At 46.9% G+C, this 20,470-nt stretch carries 12 protein-coding genes; 5 read left to right on the top strand and 7 right to left on the bottom strand.

What is annotated here, in order from left to right; genetic code table 11:
- The first annotated feature begins 64 nt into the window (after positions 1 to 64).
- On the top strand, positions 65 to 3,289 hold the full coding sequence (locus R3D00_21905) for a hypothetical protein (GenBank protein MEZ4775851.1): 3,225 nt from the start codon (positions 65 to 67) through the stop codon (positions 3,287 to 3,289).
- On the opposite strand, the gene thpR is transcribed toward R3D00_21905, so the two are convergent.
- The gene (gene thpR / locus R3D00_21900) at positions 3,286 to 3,846 is read right to left on the bottom strand and encodes an RNA 2',3'-cyclic phosphodiesterase (GenBank protein ID MEZ4775850.1); all 561 of its coding nucleotides are present in this window, start codon (positions 3,844 to 3,846) and stop codon (positions 3,286 to 3,288) included. The genes R3D00_21905 and thpR overlap by 4 nt on opposite strands.
- 80 nt (positions 3,847 to 3,926) lie before the next feature.
- Between thpR and R3D00_21895 the strand changes: the two genes are divergently transcribed.
- Both R3D00_21895 and R3D00_21890 read left to right on the top strand, forming a co-directional pair.
- Positions 3,927 to 6,815, top strand: a complete 2,889-nt coding sequence (locus R3D00_21895) for an insulinase family protein (GenBank protein ID MEZ4775849.1) — start codon at positions 3,927 to 3,929, stop codon at positions 6,813 to 6,815.
- Between the two features lie 6 nt (positions 6,816 to 6,821).
- The gene (locus tag R3D00_21890; protein MEZ4775848.1) at positions 6,822 to 7,694 is read left to right on the top strand and encodes an alpha/beta hydrolase; all 873 of its coding nucleotides are present in this window, start codon (positions 6,822 to 6,824) and stop codon (positions 7,692 to 7,694) included.
- Here the strand turns inward: R3D00_21890 and R3D00_21885 are convergent.
- From R3D00_21885 to R3D00_21860, 6 genes are all read right to left on the bottom strand, one after another.
- Positions 7,691 to 8,317 carry a Uma2 family endonuclease gene (locus R3D00_21885; GenBank protein ID MEZ4775847.1) on the bottom strand — a complete coding sequence of 209 codons (627 nt, stop codon included), beginning with the start codon at positions 8,315 to 8,317 and terminating at the stop codon, positions 7,691 to 7,693. The genes R3D00_21890 and R3D00_21885 overlap by 4 nt on opposite strands.
- 40 nt (positions 8,318 to 8,357) lie before the next feature.
- The gene (locus R3D00_21880; GenBank protein ID MEZ4775846.1) at positions 8,358 to 10,718 is read right to left on the bottom strand and encodes a TonB-dependent receptor; all 2,361 of its coding nucleotides are present in this window, start codon (positions 10,716 to 10,718) and stop codon (positions 8,358 to 8,360) included.
- A 303-nt stretch (positions 10,719 to 11,021) separates the two neighbouring features.
- The gene (locus R3D00_21875) at positions 11,022 to 11,780 is read right to left on the bottom strand and encodes a hypothetical protein (protein MEZ4775845.1); all 759 of its coding nucleotides are present in this window, start codon (positions 11,778 to 11,780) and stop codon (positions 11,022 to 11,024) included.
- A 211-nt stretch (positions 11,781 to 11,991) separates the two neighbouring features.
- The gene (locus R3D00_21870) at positions 11,992 to 14,376 is read right to left on the bottom strand and encodes an ABC transporter permease (GenBank protein MEZ4775844.1); all 2,385 of its coding nucleotides are present in this window, start codon (positions 14,374 to 14,376) and stop codon (positions 11,992 to 11,994) included.
- A gap of 2 nt (positions 14,377 to 14,378) precedes the next feature.
- Positions 14,379 to 16,790, bottom strand: coding sequence for an ABC transporter permease (locus R3D00_21865; GenBank protein MEZ4775843.1), 2,412 nt, complete (start codon positions 16,788 to 16,790; stop codon positions 14,379 to 14,381).
- A 28-nt stretch (positions 16,791 to 16,818) separates the two neighbouring features.
- Positions 16,819 to 17,517: an ABC transporter ATP-binding protein gene (locus R3D00_21860; protein MEZ4775842.1), complete on the bottom strand. Its 699-nt coding sequence runs from the start codon at positions 17,515 to 17,517 to the stop codon at positions 16,819 to 16,821.
- A gap of 229 nt (positions 17,518 to 17,746) precedes the next feature.
- On the opposite strand from R3D00_21860, the gene R3D00_21855 reads away from it, so the two are divergent.
- Entirely contained in the window at positions 17,747 to 19,111 is a 1,365-nt protein-coding gene (locus R3D00_21855; protein MEZ4775841.1) for a sigma-54 dependent transcriptional regulator, read from the top strand.
- Between the two features lie 9 nt (positions 19,112 to 19,120).
- Complete coding sequence (locus R3D00_21850; protein MEZ4775840.1) at positions 19,121 to 20,464, top strand: ATP-binding protein; 1,344 nt, start codon at positions 19,121 to 19,123, stop codon at positions 20,462 to 20,464.
- The last annotated feature ends 6 nt before the right edge of the window (positions 20,465 to 20,470 follow it).

The following is a 20,470-nucleotide window of genomic DNA, read 5'->3' as shown; positions in this document are numbered from 1 at the left end:
TACCTTTTACACGACAATCAGGTGTAAGTATTCCCTAAATTGATTAAAAACGATTTTACCACCAATGAAAATCCGTATATTATTTTTGCTGCTGTTTCCATTTCCAGGATTATTTCTGTTTGCCCAGAAGGCACAACATTTTGACCAGAATATCAATTCTCCATTTGAAGAGCGGGAACCACGTCTTTCACCTGACGGGCAGACCTTGTATTTCTGGCGAAGAGAAACTCCGCAAAATACGGCTGGAGTCATGGATCCGGGCGATATATGGTATTCACAAAAAGACCGATCCGGCCAATGGAGCGCAGCGGTTCACATGCGCTCGCCACTCAATACCAACGGACATGATTTTGTGTGGCAGGTATCGCCAAGACACGATACCCTCTGGGTTAATCAGGTTCCGCCAGGGGTCAAAGACGCAGGCATCGGCTATTCGGTACGTTCACGGGAGGGCTACTGGTCATCACCTTACAGCGCCCATATCAGAAATTTTGTGTATCGGGGAAGTTATAAGGATTATTTTTTTTCCAAAAATCGCATCATGCTGCTTCCCAACGAAGGCGATGATACGTATGGCGGTACAGATCTTTATGTTTGTTTTCCCATCAACGATACAGCCTGGGGGGCACCGATCAACCTGGGCCCCATGATCAACACCTATGGCGACGACGACGCTCCGTTTCTGGCAGCAGACGGCGAAACCCTCTACTTTACCAGTGATGGTTATGGGGGAAAAGGCAAATTTGACATATTTGTATCCAAAAGACTCGACAATACCTGGCGAAACTGGTCACGTCCGGTGAATATTGGCGCACCCCTCAACACCCCTGGCGATGACTTTGACTTTGTACTTTCTGCCGACGGCAAAACCCTCTTCTGGTGTTCAGAAACTAATTCTTACGGCAGCAACGATATTTTTTATATGGATATGACCAGTTGTGAGGCGACGATTTATCCGGAGGGCGATCAAACCCTGTGCATCGGAGATCAGATCGAACTCGAAGCAGGTTTTACCATGGGAAAAGACATACGCTACCAATGGCTGAAAAATGGTTCAAGGATTCGGGGAGCGGAAGAGCGCAGCCTGAAAATTACAGATCCAGGTGCCTATCAGGTAATACGCTTTAAGGACAACTGTGTAGATACTTCAGCGGTAAGTCAGATTCGGTTTGTAAACCCTCCGGATGCCTATATCAATGCCGCCACCTCCATTATTTGCCTGGACGATTCGGTACAGCTTTCGGCCAACAGGAGTTTTGGGCAAACGTACCAGTGGCAAAAAAACAAACTCGATATTCCGGGAGCCAATACCGCCAACTTTTGGGTAAAGTCTCCGGGGAGATACCGGCTCATGATTCTCAATGGGAGTTGTGCAGCAACTTCAGAAGAAATGAATCTGCAGCGATTTACCCCGCCGGGCATTTATACAGCCGCAGACACAGTAAATGGCCTGTTACCCATTCTCCCCCGCTGGCTTTGGACCAATAAACTCCCCAAACCTAAGGGAGAAGCTGTGATACGAGACATTGCCGTGGGCCCTAATGGCGGCGCCTATATCCTTTCGACCACAGATAAAAGAGGCAAACCCTACGATCAGATCACCGGGTTTTTCCCCGAAGGACTTTACCGCGTCAGTTTTCCCGAGATTAAAAGGAATAGCTATTCTCCTGGTTTTATGGTTGCCGATCCGGAGGGAAATCTTATCCTTTCCAACAACGACACCTACATTGAAAAATACCGCCCCGATGGTTTGCTGATGTGGACAAAAGACGAGCCCCGGCAAAATATGACTGGTCTTGCCGTTGATGCTTTAGGTTTTATTTATACTTCGGGACGGTTTCGCGACACCCTCATCATGGGCAATAAACGAATCCCGGCAGCAAACCGGGGCGGGTTGTTTGTAGCCAAACATTCACCAAAGGGAGAGCTGGTCTGGCTAAAGACGTTCCCTGTCGACTATTACGAAGATGACTTCGGCAACTCGCTTCATATCGATTGTGACGGCAATGTATATCTGGCGGGAGGGTTTACTTCCATCGCCAATTTCAGACTGGAAGTATTGCGCGCTTCTCTTCGTGGTGACAGCTATTTTGTCGCAAAACTCAATCCCGACGGAGAGTTTAAATGGGCATTTAAGATCAATACCGAAAAAACCCGCTACCGTACCCACGATATTCACACCGATTGTGATGGCAATACATGGGTAGCACTCAATCGTGAAATATGGCGAATGGATCCATATGGTGTTGTGCGGTGGCAAGGACAAATGCTTACGCCCAATGGCTCTATTACCCTTAAAACCCGCATTCACAGCAGTGAAGGAGACCTCTATATTTCTGGGATCACCGATCGCAGCGAGTATTTTGTTACAAAACTCAACCGACTCGACAAGCAGGCGATTATCTGGCAGAATAAAAACGCTTCCAGCACAGATTTCGACCTGCCGGCAATCAATGCCGACGAAGAGGGCCACGTATATATCGCAGGTATCAGCCGGGGAAATAATTTTGAAGGATCACAGTTTGACCTGACCAGCGGCTCGCCTGCCTTCCTCATGAAATATGGACGACCCAACCTCGCATCAAAACGAGAGCCACTAAATATCTGTTATGGTGAGGCGGTAACACTGCTGACCCAGGTTACGGAAGGGCTCAATTATCAATGGCTTCGCAACGGGAAGGCCATACCGGGTGCCACAGGGCGGTCGCTGGATGTACGCACGCCAGGCACCTATCAGGTGAAAGCCTTTGCAGACCTATGTGAGCGAATTTCAGAACCCCAGCAGGTTACCCGTTGCGGAGAAGAAAACGATGCACCGCCGCAGGTTGCAACGACAACACCACAGATCGTGCGACCCACGATCAAGGAAGAACCGGCGGAGCCGGAACCACCAGTCATTACAAAAGTGGAAACGGATATCGACTACGACCGAAGCGGAAGTCCGCTCAAAATCCGCAACCGGCGGGTAAAAAAGCAGGAGGAGATTGTCATTTCCAATCCGGAAGTAACCATCTATATCTGGGATCACGCGGCGGAAGACCAGGATACCGTTTCAATCAATGTCAACGGACAATGGCTGGTGGAAAACTATGGACTCAAAAAACAAAAGAAAGCAGTTTCATACACTTTCCACAAAGGCGACAACTTTATCATTTTGTACGCCCATAATCTTGGTGCGCTTCCCCCCAACACAGCCTCTATCACAGTAGATGACGGCGTGCGTGAGCAAACCCTTCAGTTGCGATCCACACTCAGCAATTGTGGTACTTTGAAAGTCAGGTACGATTAATCCTTTAGTCCAAAACGGCGAACCACCTCATACCATGCGCCTTCAGGTCGAAGATGAGACTCCCAGAGGATAAGTTCGTTTACCGGAAGTTGCGGAGGTTGGTTGAATCTTAGATTGAGTAATCTGTGATCGGAAAAATCGCGCAGGCGGGCAAGGGTAATATGCGGAACCGGACTTTTCCGAATCTGTTGTGGCGCAATCTGCCGGTACAAAGTATGAATGCAGGTCACCAGATCGCGAAAAGCATCTGACTTGCGGTATCTTGCCCAGATCATTCTGGCATCTTTTGCCTGAGGGGCAAAACAATAGCGGTCGAAGTCCAGCCCGAATGAGCGCGTTTGCCGGAGCCCGACTGAGATGAGGGAAATCAGATTTTCCACCCGCTCTTCCGGTACATTATCAAAAAAATAAACCGTAATATGAAGATTATCGGCAGGCACCCATCGTATATTCTTTAGATTTTGGTGAGGGCGAACAAAATCATTCAGAGGAAAAAGCACCTTTTCCGGTAAAGGAATTCCCAAAAATAACCGCCGCTGCCTGGGTTCTTGATCCATTTGAAGGGAAATTAAATACAAATTACAAACTTCTCATTAATTTGGCGTGTTATTACCCTTGTTCAAAACCAATTACTAACATGAAAACCCGGGAATTTCTTTGTCTCATGATGGCCCTTACGGGCCTACAGTTACATGCATTTGCCCAAAATGATGTAAATCCTCTTAAGGTGGAAACCTATCGGCTGGCAAACGGCCTTACCGTCTATCTCAATGAAGACCATTCGCAGCCCACGGTATTTGGGGCAGTGGCAATCAATGCCGGAAGCAAGCAGGATCCCAAAGATGCAACAGGTATTGCCCATTATCTGGAACATATGCTTTTTAAGGGAACCACAACCCTTGGCACCACTGACTACGAAAAAGAAAAACCCTTTCAGGATTCCATCGTCGCGCTGTATGACCGGTTGGGAGCGACAACTGACGAGGAGGCCAGGAAAGCCATTCAACAACAAATCAACGAACAGTCAACGGCGGCAGTCGCCTATAGCATTGGCAATGAGTTTGACAACCTGCTTAAAAGTATCGGCAGTACGGAGGTAAATGCATTCACAACGGATGAGATGACATTTTACCACAACTTTTTCCCGCCCAATCAGGCCGAAAAATGGCTGGATATCTACGCCCATCGTTTCCAGAATCCCGTATTTCGCACCTTCCAGGCAGAACTCGAAGTGGTGTACGAAGAGAAGAACCGCTCGATGGACAATTTTACGATCGCCATTTTTGAGAATTTCAACCGCAACTTTTACAAAACCCACCCATACGGGCAGCAAACCACGCTGGGCACGGTCGAACACCTGAAAAACCCTTCCCTCCGGAAGATGTACGAGTTTTTTAATACCTATTATGTCGCCAACAATATGGCGCTGATTCTCAGTGGCGATATTTTCCCTGAAGAAATTAAACCCATCATTGAGGCAACTTTCGGAAAACTCAAATCAGGCGAAATCCCTGCTTTTCCCCATTATGAAGAAAAACCATTCGCCGGTAGAGAAGAATTACATATGCGCGCTGCACCTGTAAAAGTTGGCGTTCTCGGATTTAGAACTGTACCAGTTGGTCATCCCGATGAAATCGGGCTGGAAATGTTTGATTTTCTGTTGTTTAATGAAGGAGAAACCGGGTTGTTAAACGAGCTGGTGCTGGAAAACAAACTGATGTTTGCAGGTTCATTTTCAAATAACCAGATCGACTACGGATCTTCGATTTTGTTTTTTATTCCCAAATTACTGGGGCAGTCGTTAAAAAGTGCAGAATCTATGGTCTTCGATCAGATCGAAAAACTCCAGTCCGGAGATTTTGACGAAGCCAGGCTGGAAGCAGCAAAAAATGAAATGAACCGACTGTTCCAGCTTTCACTCGAAGACCCCGAAAGCAGGGCAATCACTCTGGGAGATTTATATATCAGCGGACAATCATGGGATGATTATCTTGCTTATCCCGAAAAACTAAAGGCTATTACCAAAGCAGATATTGTCAGAATCGCCAATCAGTATTTTGCAGATAATTTTTTGGCTTTGCATTCGGGACGGGGATTTCCCAAAAAGACTACACTTGACAAGCCCGGTTTTAAGCCGGTATTGCCCAAAGACGGAGAAAAGTCTGTGTATGCCCAACACTTTGAAAAATTGGGAGAAAAGAGAACACCGCCCCTGTTTGTCGATTTTGAAAAAGATATAGACTGGCAACCCCTGGAAAATGGAAACAACTTATATGTCGTTCACAACCCAATCAACGACATATTCGAACTGGAAATTCGCTATGGAATTGGCGAAAGAAAAATCCGGGGACTGGAAACTGCAGGATATCTGATGAATTATTCAGGAACAGCCAGTATGGATTTGAAGGCTTTGAAGACTAAGTTTCAGGAAATGGGCTGTACCTATTCCATTTCGGGAGATAACAGCTATTATTCCATAACCCTGACCGGCCCCGAAGAATCATTCAAGCAAGGGATGTCCCTCCTGAATCAACTGACCTCAAGTCCCGTAACCACTGATGAGAATCTCAAAGTAGTAGTCAACCAGATACTCACGGAAAGGAAATTATCAGAGAAACAGCCGTCAGAGACTGGCGGAGTACTGCTGAGTTATGGGATGTATGGAAAAAACTCCGATTATCTCAACCGTTTTGGCAAAGCAGATTTAAAGAAACTCACGATTTCACAACTATTGGCCCTTCATCAGGAAGCGATGCAGTACACTGCTTCGGTACATTATTCCGGCAAAAAAAGTGCAGCGGAAGTTGCCGCAGCGATCAAAGACCTGAGCTTTTTGGCGAAAGAACCCAAACCATCGGAATCACCCTCAACATTGCCGCTGGAAAAGTATAGCAAACCGCAGGTATTTTTCCTCAACGACAAACGCGCCGTTCAGAGTCAGGTATATTTTTATGTTTTGGGAGATAATTACCAAACCAAAGACCAGCCCTATATAGATGCGTTTAACTCCTATTTTGGCGGAGGTTTTTCCGGCTTGGTTGTGCAGGAAATCAGAGAATACCGCTCCCTTGCATACAGTGCCAGTGGCCGGTATCGCACACCCCAGAAACCCGGAATGCCCGGGGCGCTCGTGACCTATATTGGCTGTCAGGCAGATAAAACTGCTGAGGCGCTGGAAGTGATGAACGGACTGGTAGCCGATATGCCACAAAAAACAGACAGAATCGACCTGGTTCGCGCCAATCTGAGGCTGATGGCTTACAGTGGAAAACCCAATTTCAGGACTCTTTCAGATGAGGTCGAAAATTGGAAAAGGATGGGCTATACGGCTGACCCCAACGAATCAAAACTTCCTGTATATGAATCGCTTACATTCGAAGAAATCAATTCGTTTTACCAGCAAAACCTTCATGGGAAACCCATTTTGATAATGATCGTAGGAGACAAAAAGCGACTGGACATTGCCGGCCTGGAGAAATATGGAACCCTGGTCGAAATATCCGAAAAGGAAATCCTCAAGCGATAATTATCTATGCAAGTCTACCCGACTAAAATCCTGAAGTACGTGCTCATCACCATTGGCCTTATTGTTCTGGTTCTCTACGTTATTTTCCGGTTTTTCATGGATTTTTCTAAAAATGACCAGGCACTGGAAAAATACTTTGAAGGGAACCCCAAACAGCCCACTTACGGGTTTTATCAGGCGGAAGGGAAAACCATACATTACGCATGTATTGGCGAAGATTCCCTTCCGACCATTATTTTTATCCATGGCTCACCTGGTACATGGGACGCCTTTGCCGCTTATTTCAAAGACACCACGTTGCTGAAACATTTCCGGATGATGTCAGTGGACAGGATCGGCTATGGAAAATCGGAGCATGAGCCCGAGTCTTCGATTGAAATGCAGGCATTATTGGTAAAGCCCTTGTTGGATATGGTACCGGATTCTATTCCGCTGATGTTGGTTACGCATTCGTTTGGCGGCCCTATCGGATTCAGGCTGGCGATGGACTATCCCGACAAAATAGATGGAATCGTGGCACTTGCCGGGCTGGCTGATCCGGAAAAAGAGAAAAGAGTGTATTGGTTGCAGAAACCCTTTCGTTCAAAATGGTTGCGGTGGTTGTTGCCGCCAGACATGGATATTTCCAACAGAGAGATTGTACCTTTGAAACAAGAGTTGTACGAAATGGTACCCATGTGGGAAAAAGTCAAAGCCAAAACAATTGTCATTCAGGGAGGTAAGGATATGCTGGTAAATAAAGCCCATGCAGATTTTATTGAAAAAATGATACCTGAGGGCCCGGAGGTTATCCGTTTACCAGAAGAAAATCACTTTATTCCCTGGACTCAGGAAGAACTGGTTGTGAAAAATATCATGAAACTTTACGGCGAGATTTAATAGGCGGGAGAGGTATATTCCTCTTCCTCCTCTTCGATTCTTTCCAGCCCAAACACCACTTTCCGGTAAATATCTTTGAGAGAAAGGGTAATATCCCATTCTTCCAGAAAAATGTTTTGAGAGAGTTCGTCATAAATCGTGTATATCCAGGACTTTTCACTTTGCCTTTCATACACTTCCACCCGGCACTCCTCCTGAGAGATAATGAGATAATATTTAAGTGAGGGAAGCCGCACGTATTGATCGAGTTTGCGGGCTTTATCGCACCTGACGGAAGAAGGAGAAAGCACCTCTACAACAAGCGATGGGTTTCTGATTCCAGATTTAGACTGAAGATCCAACGGATTGCAGGTAACCAGAATATCGGGGTAAAAATAGTGTCTGGTTTGGGGAATATGGAGTTTGACCCCTTCGGCAAAAACATCACAATCGCCCTCCCGTAATTTTTCAAAAATCCGGGTAGAAGTATTGGTCACAATCCTCGCGTGACGGATATAAGCGCCCGACATCGCGACAATTTCCCCGTCGTAAAACTCATAGCGGGTATCCTCATTTTCCCTTTCAAGGGCGAGGTATTGTTCGTAGGAATAAATTTCCGGTTCTGTATTTTGAGAGTATTCCATGGTTTGGGGTTTTCTCAAAAATACAAAAAGTTTATTTTCCTCAAAACTCGATTTTATAGCTCATCACAGGGAGAAAGCTGGCTCCTTCCAGCGTAACTTCCTGTTGGAGCAGGGCATCATATTCGCGGTATTCGGGAGTTGAGCTGGAGAACAGATTTTTGATCTGCAAGGCCCATGTGCCTGTATATCTGGGGCGATTGACTTTGTAAGTAAAAGTGAAATCAAAAATATACAACGGTTTTTCCTGAAGTTCGAAGGAACGGCTTTCATCGTAAATGGTCTCCCGGGCTGCCATAGATCTGACGAGATCAATGGGCGTATAACGCTGCCCGCCGAAGGCTGAAAGCGTTCCGTTCAGGCCGATGGTATTGTTGTACCCTTTCTTTTTCCCTACGCGAAACTCTTTGCCTGCGAGCATATTGACCTTATGCCCGATATCAAAAGCCGTGCTGCGGGTTACGCCTTCAGCATCCGTATATTTGGAATCGAAAATGCTCCCGTTGAGCAGGAAATACATGCCATTTTTCGTAAATCTTTCCACCCCAAAATCGATTCCCTTGTTGATACTTGTACCGAGATTTTCCAGCACGCGGAGCTCGTTTAATTCATCGATATTGACGACAGAATAGTACCCGTTTACCTCTACAGGCACATTAAAGAGGTATTGATAATACCCTTCCACCCTGATACGAAGATAATCGGTCAGCATAGCCTGATAGCCCAGCACGAAGTGATGCGTTTTGATAAAGCCGAGATCGAGGTTGGGTCGGGAGAGAGAGTCAGCGATTTCGTGGAGACGGGTCATATAGGTCGGAAAACTCTCGACCCTGCTGTGAAGACCGTATCCGGCAGAAATGCTGTGTCTCGGGGCGGGTCTGAACACAAGCCCGACGCGGGGTTCTGCGGAAGCCTGCTGATTGAGGTCGAAGTAGAGGAAATGCAGCCCCAGGTTTGCCGTAAATTTTTGGTTCAGGCGGAATTGTGTTTGTGTGTATGCCTGCAATTTGTTGGTACGCCCGGATTCCCGGGCACGGGTAAACAGCTGATTTTCCACATAATCATATTTCAGCGAAACATAATTATTAGATGCCGTGGTGTAGATAACACCTGTTTTGGTAGTAATCCGGGGCGAGAACCTGTGAGTCAGAGAAGAGGTAACCGTAATGGGTTGTTGAACCAACTCATTTTTTTCTCTTTGAAAAAATCCCAGGGAATCATCCAGGTATTTTTTATTGTCTTTCATATTGCTGTAAGAGCCGACAACCACTGTTTTGAGCACAGAGCGAGAGCCGAGAAGCAGCGTGTGACTTACACCGGTGGCGGCCATATCAGAAGTCAGGAGGAGTTCGAATCGATCCAGATCTTCTTTCCATAGCGCAGTGTCCTGCTCGGCATAGCGAAGCCTTTTACTGACCCCTGCAATACCAAAAATATCGAAAGTCCCCGCAGATTTTGTCGGCAGGTGAATTTTAAAAGAGAGATCCTGGTAGGTAGGTAAGGAGAGGTAGTTGATCAGGAGATTGGCAAACCCCAGGGAGGAATAGCGGTAATTGACCAGATAGGAAGCCTTTTTTCCTTCAGCGAGCGGGCCTTCTGCGGCGAGATCTACGCCAAGCACACCCGCTTGAAGAGCAAATTCATGTTTATGGTTATTGCCATTGCGGAAGCGGATATCAAAAACCCCTGCGGTGGCATTGCCATATTCGGCAGGGAAAGCACCGGTAAAAAAGTCGGAATTTGCGAGCAGCTGATTGCTGAAAATCGTAAAAGTACCGGAGGAGCCGCCGATACGCGCAAAATGGTTGGGATTGGGGATATCGACCCCTTCGAGGCGGTACAACATTCCACGCGGAGAATTACCCCTGACGGAGATGCTGTTTTCCGAGATAAATGGTGTAGCCACTACACCAGGCAGGTTGCCAGCGAGGCGGGCGGGATCGTCGAGACCACCGGCAAACTTACGGGTTTCTTCGACCTCAAAGGAGATGGCACTGACTGATGCCATATCATTGAGTACGCGGCCTTTTTCTCTTTCCGGGACGAGCACTACCTCATTGAGTTGATAAAAACTTTCTTCTATCAGTACCTGAAGATCTGTTTGTTTGGCGGAGACGATCAGGACGCCCGGGCGTATGAGGTTTTTATAATTTTCGGCAGAAAATTCTATTTCGTGACGCCCCACGGGGATACCATCGATAAAGAAGGAACCATCTGGTTCTGAGGTAGTTTCAAAAACAGCATCCGCAGTTTTGAGAACCACTACTTTAACCCCTGCGACCGGAATTTCTGTCTGGCGATTTTTTACATTACCTCTCAGACTACCGGTAAGCGATTGAGCTGAGACAAAGTTTAAGAGCAGCGCAAACAGCAAAGCAAAGATAGAACGGGAAAGCAGACGCATATGTCTTATATCAATAACAGGTATAACTCAAAAACGGTGGTAAAGTTCGCATTATTTAGAATCATTCAAAAATAAGTCGCAGCATAAGGCGGGAGCGTGACATTTGTCATTTTGCCGGTTAATATTTTCCATTTTACCAGCAGCAAAAATGTATTACCGCTAAATGGAGAAAACACACCGTTTGTAAAATCCTGTAAGCCGTTAGCCAACCCGTCATTGCAGGAATGCGGCCAAATAGCCAAACTTGTTATGTAATACAATTTGGGATTTTGTTACGCGCTAAGCAAGCTGGTTGGGAGGAGCCTATTCAGGCTCTTTCCCGACCACTTCGATCAGATCGAATGCCCATGGCAGCCCAAGGATTTCAATCCGTACAACCTCGCGCGGGAGTTGTTTACTTACATACATCACCAGAGCTGGTTCATCGCCCAATATTTCTACCCGGAAAGTGGAGTACGTTCCCGACGGGGTGGATACGGACGCGCTGTCTGAAACCATGACAGACACTTCTTTGACATTATCTTCAAGAGTATTGTACCAGTAGAATGAAAAATTTTGGCAAGAGTCTAGCGGGAAGGTTTTCACCAAAGCAAAAACAGAAGCCCGCTCGAGTGTAGCGGGAGGCAGCGTATGGTTGATTTCGCGTTCGCCCAGGACCTGTGAATTGCGAGGAAAGGAAGAATGTCCGGACACTTCCTGACCGTTCCAGCGCAGGTGGATATTGAGCGGGATATCGCCGATACTTCCTGATACGGTATGTGTGAGCGGCAGAAACGTCGTGCGGGAAAGAGTGGTAGAGACTTTCTGCCGGATATTCATCCCTTCAATGGTGGTTACGGTTTCGACGGTTATGGAGTCCTTTCCGACAAGGGTGCCGATGGTCATTTCGCCGAGTTTTGCATCGGCCCGGGAAGCCTGATAGCGAACCGTCTGGGTTTGGAGGAAATGCGGCTGAAGGAAAAAGTCGTCAGAGACGGGTATATTCCTGTCGGGGGTTCCGCACGAGAGCAGCGTAGCGGAAAGGAGAAGTATTGCCCCAATTTTTGCGAACCATTTTTCCATGCCCCAAGTTAGAAAAATTTAGCTTCTGGTGTTACGCAGATCGAGGCTGTCTTGTGAAAGGCAGTCTCATCTTTTCACCGGAAAATCAAGAAGCAGTTCCTGCAGCACAAGCCCGACCCCCCTTAAGGGGGGTCACCCGGGCTGATGGAGGTTGGGGATTTTGGAAAATCACAATTATCACCATCCCCATATGAACAGAAAGTCTTCCCCCCTACTCATACCGCAACGCCTCCGTTGGGTTGGCTCTTGCGGTTTTCACCGCATGGTATGCGTTGGTGAGCAAAGCAATCGCAAGCGCCATCGCTCCGGCCATCACAAATACCATCCACCCGATCGAAATCCGGTAGGCAAAGGACTCCAGCCAGGAATTCATCGCGATCCATGCCACGGGTACCGCAATGACCGCGGCAATGCCTACCAAAATGGTGAATTCCTTCGAAAGCAAACCTACTACCTGCACCACTGACGCGCCCAGCACTTTTCTGATCCCGATCTCTCTTGTCCGCTGCTCTGCGCTAAAGGCTGACAACCCCAACAGCCCCAGACACGAAATAAATATCGCCAGCCAGGTGAAAAATACAATCAGCCTTGCAAAGGTCTCTTCGCTTTTAAACTGCTGCGCAAAGTCTTCGTCAAAAAACTGGTATTCGTACGGGAAGCCTGGATTGACTTTTTCCCATGTGGCTCTGACATGGTCGAGTGTCCCTGAAATATCTTCCGCATCCAGCTTGACCGAAAGTACATTCAACACACCTGGCTGATAATACATAATCATCGGCTCTATCTGATGCCGCATGGAGGCAAAGTGGAAGTTCTTCACGACGCCCACCACGATCGATGGGTCAGGGCCAAAGCTGATCGTCTTGCCAACCGCATCTTCTCCCCAGCCCAACGCGTCTGCCAGTGCCTCATTGATAATTGTGGCCTGTATAGAGTCGGTCGAAAACTCGCGGGAAAAATTCCGCCCCGAAGCCATTTCCATTCCCATCAATGGGATATAATCTTCATTCATCCCCATGATACTTACGATCCAGATATCTTCCTCTGAAACGCCTTCGGGCCGAATGCCGGTTCGGCCAAAACCTCTCCCCGGCATCGAAGTAGAGCAGGCCAGTCCCTTGATATGGGGGTTTTGGGTTAATTCGTTTTCCAGCGCTTCATACTTTTCGCGTACCGCCCGATTGCCAATATTCAGGGTGATAACCTGCTCCGGGTTAAATCCTTTGTCCCTTTTTTTCACCATTTCCAGCTGCTGATAGACGACGATCGTCCCGATAATCATGACAATCGATGCGGTAAACTGTACCACTACCAGGATTCTTCTAAGCCAGATTCCGCTGAGGGTATTCATAAATTTTCCTTTCAAGACTTTCACCGGCTCAAATCCTGAAAGTAAAAACGCCGGATAAATGCCCGCCATTAATCCCAGCAAAATCGTTCCGCCCAAAAGTCCAAACATCAGGGGTTTATCGCCAAACAAATAGCCCACAGGATCCACCGGAAATGGCAAATCGCTGAGTTCTACCACCAATGCGGCCAACCCAACCGCCAGCACCAGCGCGATCAGACACAAAAGCACCGATTCGCCCAAAAACTGCAAAACCAATTGCTGACGAAATGCACCCAGTACCTTTCGCATCCCCACTTCTCTCGCCCGGTTGGAAGAACGTGCAGTGGACAAATTCATAAAGTTGAAAGCCGCAATAAGGATGATAAACAAAGCCACAATGAGCAGCGTGTACACATACCCGGCATCTGTTTTGTTTTTGTTATAACCGTCAAATAATACATCACTGGATTGCAAATGCACATCCTTAAGCGGCTGGAGAATCACCGAAAAATTTTCGCCTACTTCATTTTTCCGAATGATCTCTTCCATCTTGGCTTCTACCAATTCTTCATTTGCCGGATCGTTGAGGGCGACATAGGTAACCATGCTGATCTGCTGCCACGACTGAAGGGTTCTGACCAGATTGGAATCCTGCTCGGAAGGATAGAGAGAAACCAGCAATTCGTAGGTCAGGTGGGTAGCCGAAGGCGGATCCGCCATTATTCCGGTTATTTCGATTTCCCGATTGCTGTTAAGCGTAATCGTCTGCCCCAAAGGATCTTTGTCTCCGAATATCTTTTTCGACAGACTTTCAGACATCACGCCTGTATATGGACGTGTAAGCGCGCGGTCTTTTTCGCCGCTCTTCCACTCAAATCCGAAAAAATTAAGAAAAGAGGGTTCTACAAATTTGACATCTTCTGCGTAAAGACTCTCCCCCTCATAAGTGATCAGTCCCCGCCCATTTCCATTCACGCGAACGGTTTTCACCACTTCAGGAATTTCGGTACCCATAGCTGGCCCCAAAGCTGGCAGGGTAATTCCTACGAGATTGCTCGTCACCCCCAGTGCCTTGTCAATGGTCAATACTCTGAAAAGATTGTCAGCCTGTGGATGAAAACGGTCATAAGAGAGTTCTGAACGAACGTAGATGAAAATCAGAATACAACTGGCAAGCCCGATGGCAAGGCCAGCGATATTGATCATAGAAGTATTCCGGTTTCGGACCAATGTCCGGATAGCGACGATCAGATAGTTTTTTAGCATGATTATTCATTTCTTAATGCGTCAGCCGGATTGGCTTTGGCCGTACGGAGGGAATGGTAACTGGTGGTCAATAGTGCTATACAAAGGGAGGCGAAACCCGCCACAAAAAAAGCATACAAAGGCATATCCGCCGGAAAAGGAAAACCGGTCAGCCAGAAGGCCATGGCGCGCCAGGTAATCGCACTGGCGATACACATCGCAATCAGTACCAATACGCCAAAGTCGCGCGACAACAAAAAGACCAGTTGGCGGGTTTCTGCACCCAATATTTTCCTGATCCCGATCTCACGGGTTCGCTGCTGGGTGATGAAGGAAGATACACCAAACAGCCCCATACAGGCGATGACAATGGTAATCAGGCTGAAGTAGCCAAATATCGTCATCATCCTTTCTTCCCGACGGTAGAGTTGGTCAAAAAAAGCATCAAGGAAAAAGAATTCTAATGGATGGTTGGGGTCTATCTCCCGCCATTTGGTGCTGACGAAATCGATCGTTTGCGCTATATTTTCGCCATTCATACTGACGACTAACCGCTGTGGTGTATTGGGATTGTAAATCCATACCAGGGGTTCGATCTTGTTATGCAGCGAGCTGAAATGGTAATCTTTGATGACGCCGACAACCCTTCCATCATTGGCAGCCTGATTGTCGGGCAATAATCCCCATTGCAAACGTTTACCGATAGGTTCATCCCAGCCCATAGATTTAACAAAGGATTCATTCACAATAAATGCCTGCTGGGGATCTGTCTGTCTGCTACGTTCAAAATTGCGCCCTTCGACCAGCCCGATTTTCATCACATCCATAAAATTTTCATCCACACTTACCACACTGAAATGGTTTTCTTTGAGCATATTGTCCTGCTCTACACGAAACAAGATTGTACCACTCCCCTCCCCCGGCACAAACCGACCGCTTGTAGCAAGCCCTTTTACTCCCGGATTGGCAAGCAATTCGTCCTTCACCTGTGGCAGGCGCTTATACAGGGTTGTATCAAAGGGCACTTCTACGACCATCGCCTGTTCTTTTTCAAACCCCAGTTCATGGTTTTTCAGAAAACTCATCTGCTCATATACGACCAGCGTCGCAATGATCAGGCCTATGGAAATAGAGAATTGCAATACAACCAGCACCTTTCGCAGGAGGCTGTTGCCAGAAAGTTGAATACGTCCTTTTAATACTTCTATCGGCTGAAAAGAGGCCAGGTACAAAGCCGGATAACTGCCTGCCACCAGTCCGGTAAACATCACTATTAATAAAGCCGCTACAATCAGCCCGGGTTGTAACAGGTCAGAAAACAGGAACGACTTTCCGGCCAACTGATTAAATACAGGCAGAGAAATCTCCACCAAAATAGCTCCAAAACACAAAGCGATCAGGGAAATAATAATCGATTCGCCCAAAAACTGACGGAGCAATTGAGCGCGCGTGGCTCCCGCGGCTTTACGGATGCCGACCTCCAGGCTTCTCCGTGAAGACTGGGCAATCGCGAGGTTGATATAGTTGATACAGGCAATCAGGAGAATAAAAATCGCCACGAGGGAAAATATGTACAGGTAAGATTTATTTCCCTTTGGGGTGTCGTATCCGAGGTCTGTCTGAAAATGCAGGTCGGGCAGCGCGGTAAGCTGATAGTGAATTTCTCCGTCAATCGAATTTTCCTTCCAGAATGGCTGGACATTTTTTGCAGCAAATTCTTCCAGTTTTTCACCAAAACTCATGCCTTCTCCCGAATTTTTGAAAAGGAGATAGGTATAAAATGACATTCGTCCCCAATCCCACATCATAACATTGCGCTCCTCTTCTGACATATCGACCATAGAGGTAAGTCCATTAATCGGAAGGTCAGAGTTGGCTGGCAAATCTTTCATCACCCCTGTAACCTCAAAATCCAGGTTGTTGAGTTTTATCTGTTTCCCCAGAGGGTCTTCTTCCGCAAAATATTTTTTGGCCAGGGTTTCTGTCAATACCAGTGAGCGAGGGTTGATAAGGGCAGTTTGTGGACTACCCTTTATCAACGGGTAGGTAAACACGGAAAATACCTGAGGGTCAGCCATGGTGATAAACTGCTCATTAAACAGCTTATCGCCATACCGAACCGATATTCGGTTGGGTGCCATACGAAATCGCACAAAGGTATCTATTTCGGGATAGGCTTCTTTAAGTCTTGGCCCGACAGCCATACTGGTCAGGGCATATTCATCTTCATTGGCCCCCATGCGCATATCGCTGGAAATGCGGAAAATCCTGCTTCTGTTCACATGGTGGCTATCGTAATTAATTTCATCCTGCACATACAAGACAATCAGCAAAGTACAGGATATACCCAGCGAAAGCCCAATCAGATTGATCAAAGTGTGGACTCTGTTTCGCACCAGATTGCGAATAGCGATGTTCAGATAATTTTTCCACATAAGCAGATGAGTTGACGCGAAAGATTATTTAACCCCCGATGACTGAAGACTTATGATTTACTTCTGAGTAGATTCTTCCATCAAGCAAGCGAATGATTCTCCGGCTGTAAGAAGCATCATGTTCTGAGTGGGTAACCATGACAATCGTCGTTCCGGCGTCGTTGAGTTCAGTCAAAATTTTCATGACTTCGTTTCCATTTTCAGAATCGAGGTTGCCGGTAGGCTCATCGGCCAAAACCAGACTCGGGCGGGTAACGAGCGCCCTTGCCACAGCGACACGCTGCTGCTGGCCACCGGAAAGTTGCTGGGGAAAATGATTCACCCGATGCATAATCTGAAGGTGTTGCAGCATGTCATGTACGCGTTTTTTGCGCTCAGAAGCAGACATTTTCAGGTAGATCAGCGGCAGTTCGACATTTTCAAACACGGTAAGTTCCTCAATCAGATTAAAGGACTGAAACACAAAACCAATATTTCCCTTGCGAAGAATTGCCCGTCCCTTTTCAGAAAGGCCGTTTACTTCATTTCCCAAAAAGGTATAACTACCCGATGAAGGGGAATCAAGCATTCCGAGAATGTTCAGCAAAGTAGATTTACCGCAACCGGAAGGCCCCATGATGGCCAGAAACTCGCCGGCTTCGATTTCCAGAGAAAGATTGTTGAGGGCGGTCGTTTCGATTTCCTCTGTACGGTATACCTTTGTCAGTTCGTGGGTAGATAACAACATATATGAAGCAATTTTTAGATTATGCAAACTAGTGTTCATTATTCAATAAATATACCCATTTATAAATCATTGATTATCAAAAAGATACACCTATCCACATCTCTGTTTACTGAACGCAGGAGGACAGAAGATGTACGAATCCGTACACTTTTTCTTCCACATGTACATAGCGACAGGTAAATTCGCAGTTTTGCGATAGCCTTTGGCCGGAAAGTATTTGTAAATTCGCATTATGGCATACAAAGCCCGCATACTTGTAGTAGATGACGATCGGGATGTTCTCGACGCAGCCCGGATTTTCCTCAAAAGTCACGGTTTTGAAGCCGATACTGAAGAGCGTCCTGTATTCCTCAATCAGTTAGTAAAAAATGGCAATTATGACCTGATTTTACTCGACCTGAATTTTAGCCGGGAAGCCATCAGCGGGAAAGAAGGCTTTTACTGGCTCAATCAAATCCTTGAGACAGAACCATCTGCGGTTGTCGTACTCATGACAGCATATGGGGATGTGGATACGGCCATCAAAGCGATCAAAAAAGGAGCAACTGATTTTGTGCTCAAACCCTGGGACAGCGAAAAACTGCTTGCCACTATTCATAATGCGCTGAATATAAAAGCAGCAAGGACCGAACAGACTTCCTCCCCAATTGCTAAAGATACCCGTGAAGGCAATCAGGAAATCATCGGACAAAGCGAGCCCATACGCCGCATATTTGAAACCATCAACAAAATCGCCGCTACAGAAGCCAACATCCTGATACTGGGTGAAAATGGTACCGGCAAAGAGCTGATCGCCCGCGCACTTCACCAGCGCTCACTTCGCGCCAATCAGGTTTTTGTCAACGTTGACATGGGAGCAATCAGCGAGACACTGTTTGAAAGTGAACTTTTTGGCCATGTAAAAGGGGCTTTTACCGATGCGAGAGAAAACCGAATCGGGCGATTTGAACTCGCTCAGAAAGGCACGCTTTTTCTCGACGAAATCGGCAATCTTTCCCTGCCCCTTCAGGCAAAGCTCCTCAATGCGCTCCAACAACGGCGGATCATCCGCGTCGGTTCCAACCATCCGCTGGAGGTAGATATTCGCCTCATCTGCGCGACCAATCTCCCTATAAAAGAAAAAGTTGCCACGCGCGAATTCAGACAAGATCTGCTTTACCGCATCAATACCGTAGAACTTCAACTCCCCCCACTTCGCGATCGCAAAGAAGATATCAGTCTGCTCGCCGAACATTTTATCCAAATTTATGCCCAACGATACCACAAAGCTGTTTATAGTATAAGCCCTGCTGCACTCGCCCGAATGGAAAAATACCACTGGCCGGGCAATATCAGAGAATTGCAGCACGCCATTGAGCGGGCGGTGATCATGACAGAAACTGATATTCTTCAGCCACAGGATTTTCACTTTGGCCATCTTCCCGAAAGTAGCGCCGATTTATTTCTCGATACTTACAACCTGGAAGAAGTGGAAAAAATGGTCATAAGAAAAGCCATCAGCAAACACGGCGGCAATATCAGCAAAGCAGCCAAAGAACTGGGGCTCACCCGCACGTCTCTTTACCGCCGCATAGAAAAATACGGATTGCTCTAAAAAGGAACAATGAAACATTTCCGCTTACATATTTTGGTGCGAATCATTGTCCTGACAGTAAGTCTGTGTTTGTTTTCCTTTATGGTTTTTGTGGCCGGCCTCAAAGCTTCGGCGGTTTTTATCGGCATACTTATTCTCATACAGATCGTAAACCTGATTTATTTTACCGAACAGACAAACCGTGTGCTGACACGTTTTTTCTCAGGAATCAGATACGACGATTTCACCTCCACCATGCACCAGGAAAGCAAAGGAAAAACCTTTGACGAACTCAATCACGAACTCAGCAGTGTGGTAGAACAGTTTCGGAAAATAAGGCTGGAGAAAGAGGAAAATTACCGCTATCTCGAACAGGTTTTTCATCATCTAAGTATTCCGACCATATCCATCCGCAACAGGTCAGAAATCAATTTCATCAACCAGGCAGGAAGAATACTTTTTCCCCTCCCGGGAGTCCGCAAACCAGAAGATTTGGATGAAAGTCTGGTAAAAGCAATCGGGGAAATGCGTTCCGGCGAAAAACGCCTCGTGAGAATCACCCGAAACGGAGAGATTATTCCGCTCATTATTTCGGTCACCGCCTTCAAACTTCAGGGAGTCGGCTACCAACTGGTTTCCTTTCAGAATATCAGACGGGAAGTCGAAAAAACAGAAACCGATGCATGGCAAAAGCTGATACGCGTACTGACCCATGAGATTATGAATTCCGTCACACCGGTGACCACTCTGGCTGATAGTCTCCGGGCCCTGCTTTTCCATGCAGATCACAAAACCTTTCGCGGCCCGGATATCACCCCTGATCAAACCAAAGACATTCTCCAGGCCATTGATATTATCCGCAACCGGAGCAAAGGACTGATGAGTTTTGTCGAAACCTACCGAAACCTCACCCGTATCCCCGTTCCTCAGTTTGAAAGTATTTCGATCGGCCCATTTTTTCAGGATATCCAACGGCTTTTCTCCACACGTTTTCAAAAGGAAGCCATTACTTTTGAGCTGTCGATTGTTCCTGAAAAAATCACTTTATGGGCTGATTTGCAATTGACAGAACAGGTTGTGATCAATTTGATTATCAATGCGATCCACGCCGTAGAGGGGCGGGAGGAAAAATATATTGCGCTGATGGCGGGAGAAAATGCCGTCGGACAGGTCCAGATTACGGTCAAAGACAACGGGTGCGGAATACCGCCGGATCAACTCGAAGAGATTTTTATCCCCTTCTTTTCTACAAAAAAAGAAGGCTCAGGCGTAGGGCTAAGCATTTCCCGTCAGATTATGCAGGCACAGGGAGGAGAAATCAGGGTAAATTCCAGTGAAAATGAAGGCACTGCCTTTGTGCTTACCTTTGGGTAAATTTTG

This window comes from Bacteroidia bacterium (genome assembly GCA_041391665.1).
GTDB lineage: Bacteria > Bacteroidota > Bacteroidia > J057 > J057 > JAGQVA01.
This window is presented reverse-complemented; position numbering and strand designations above follow the sequence as displayed.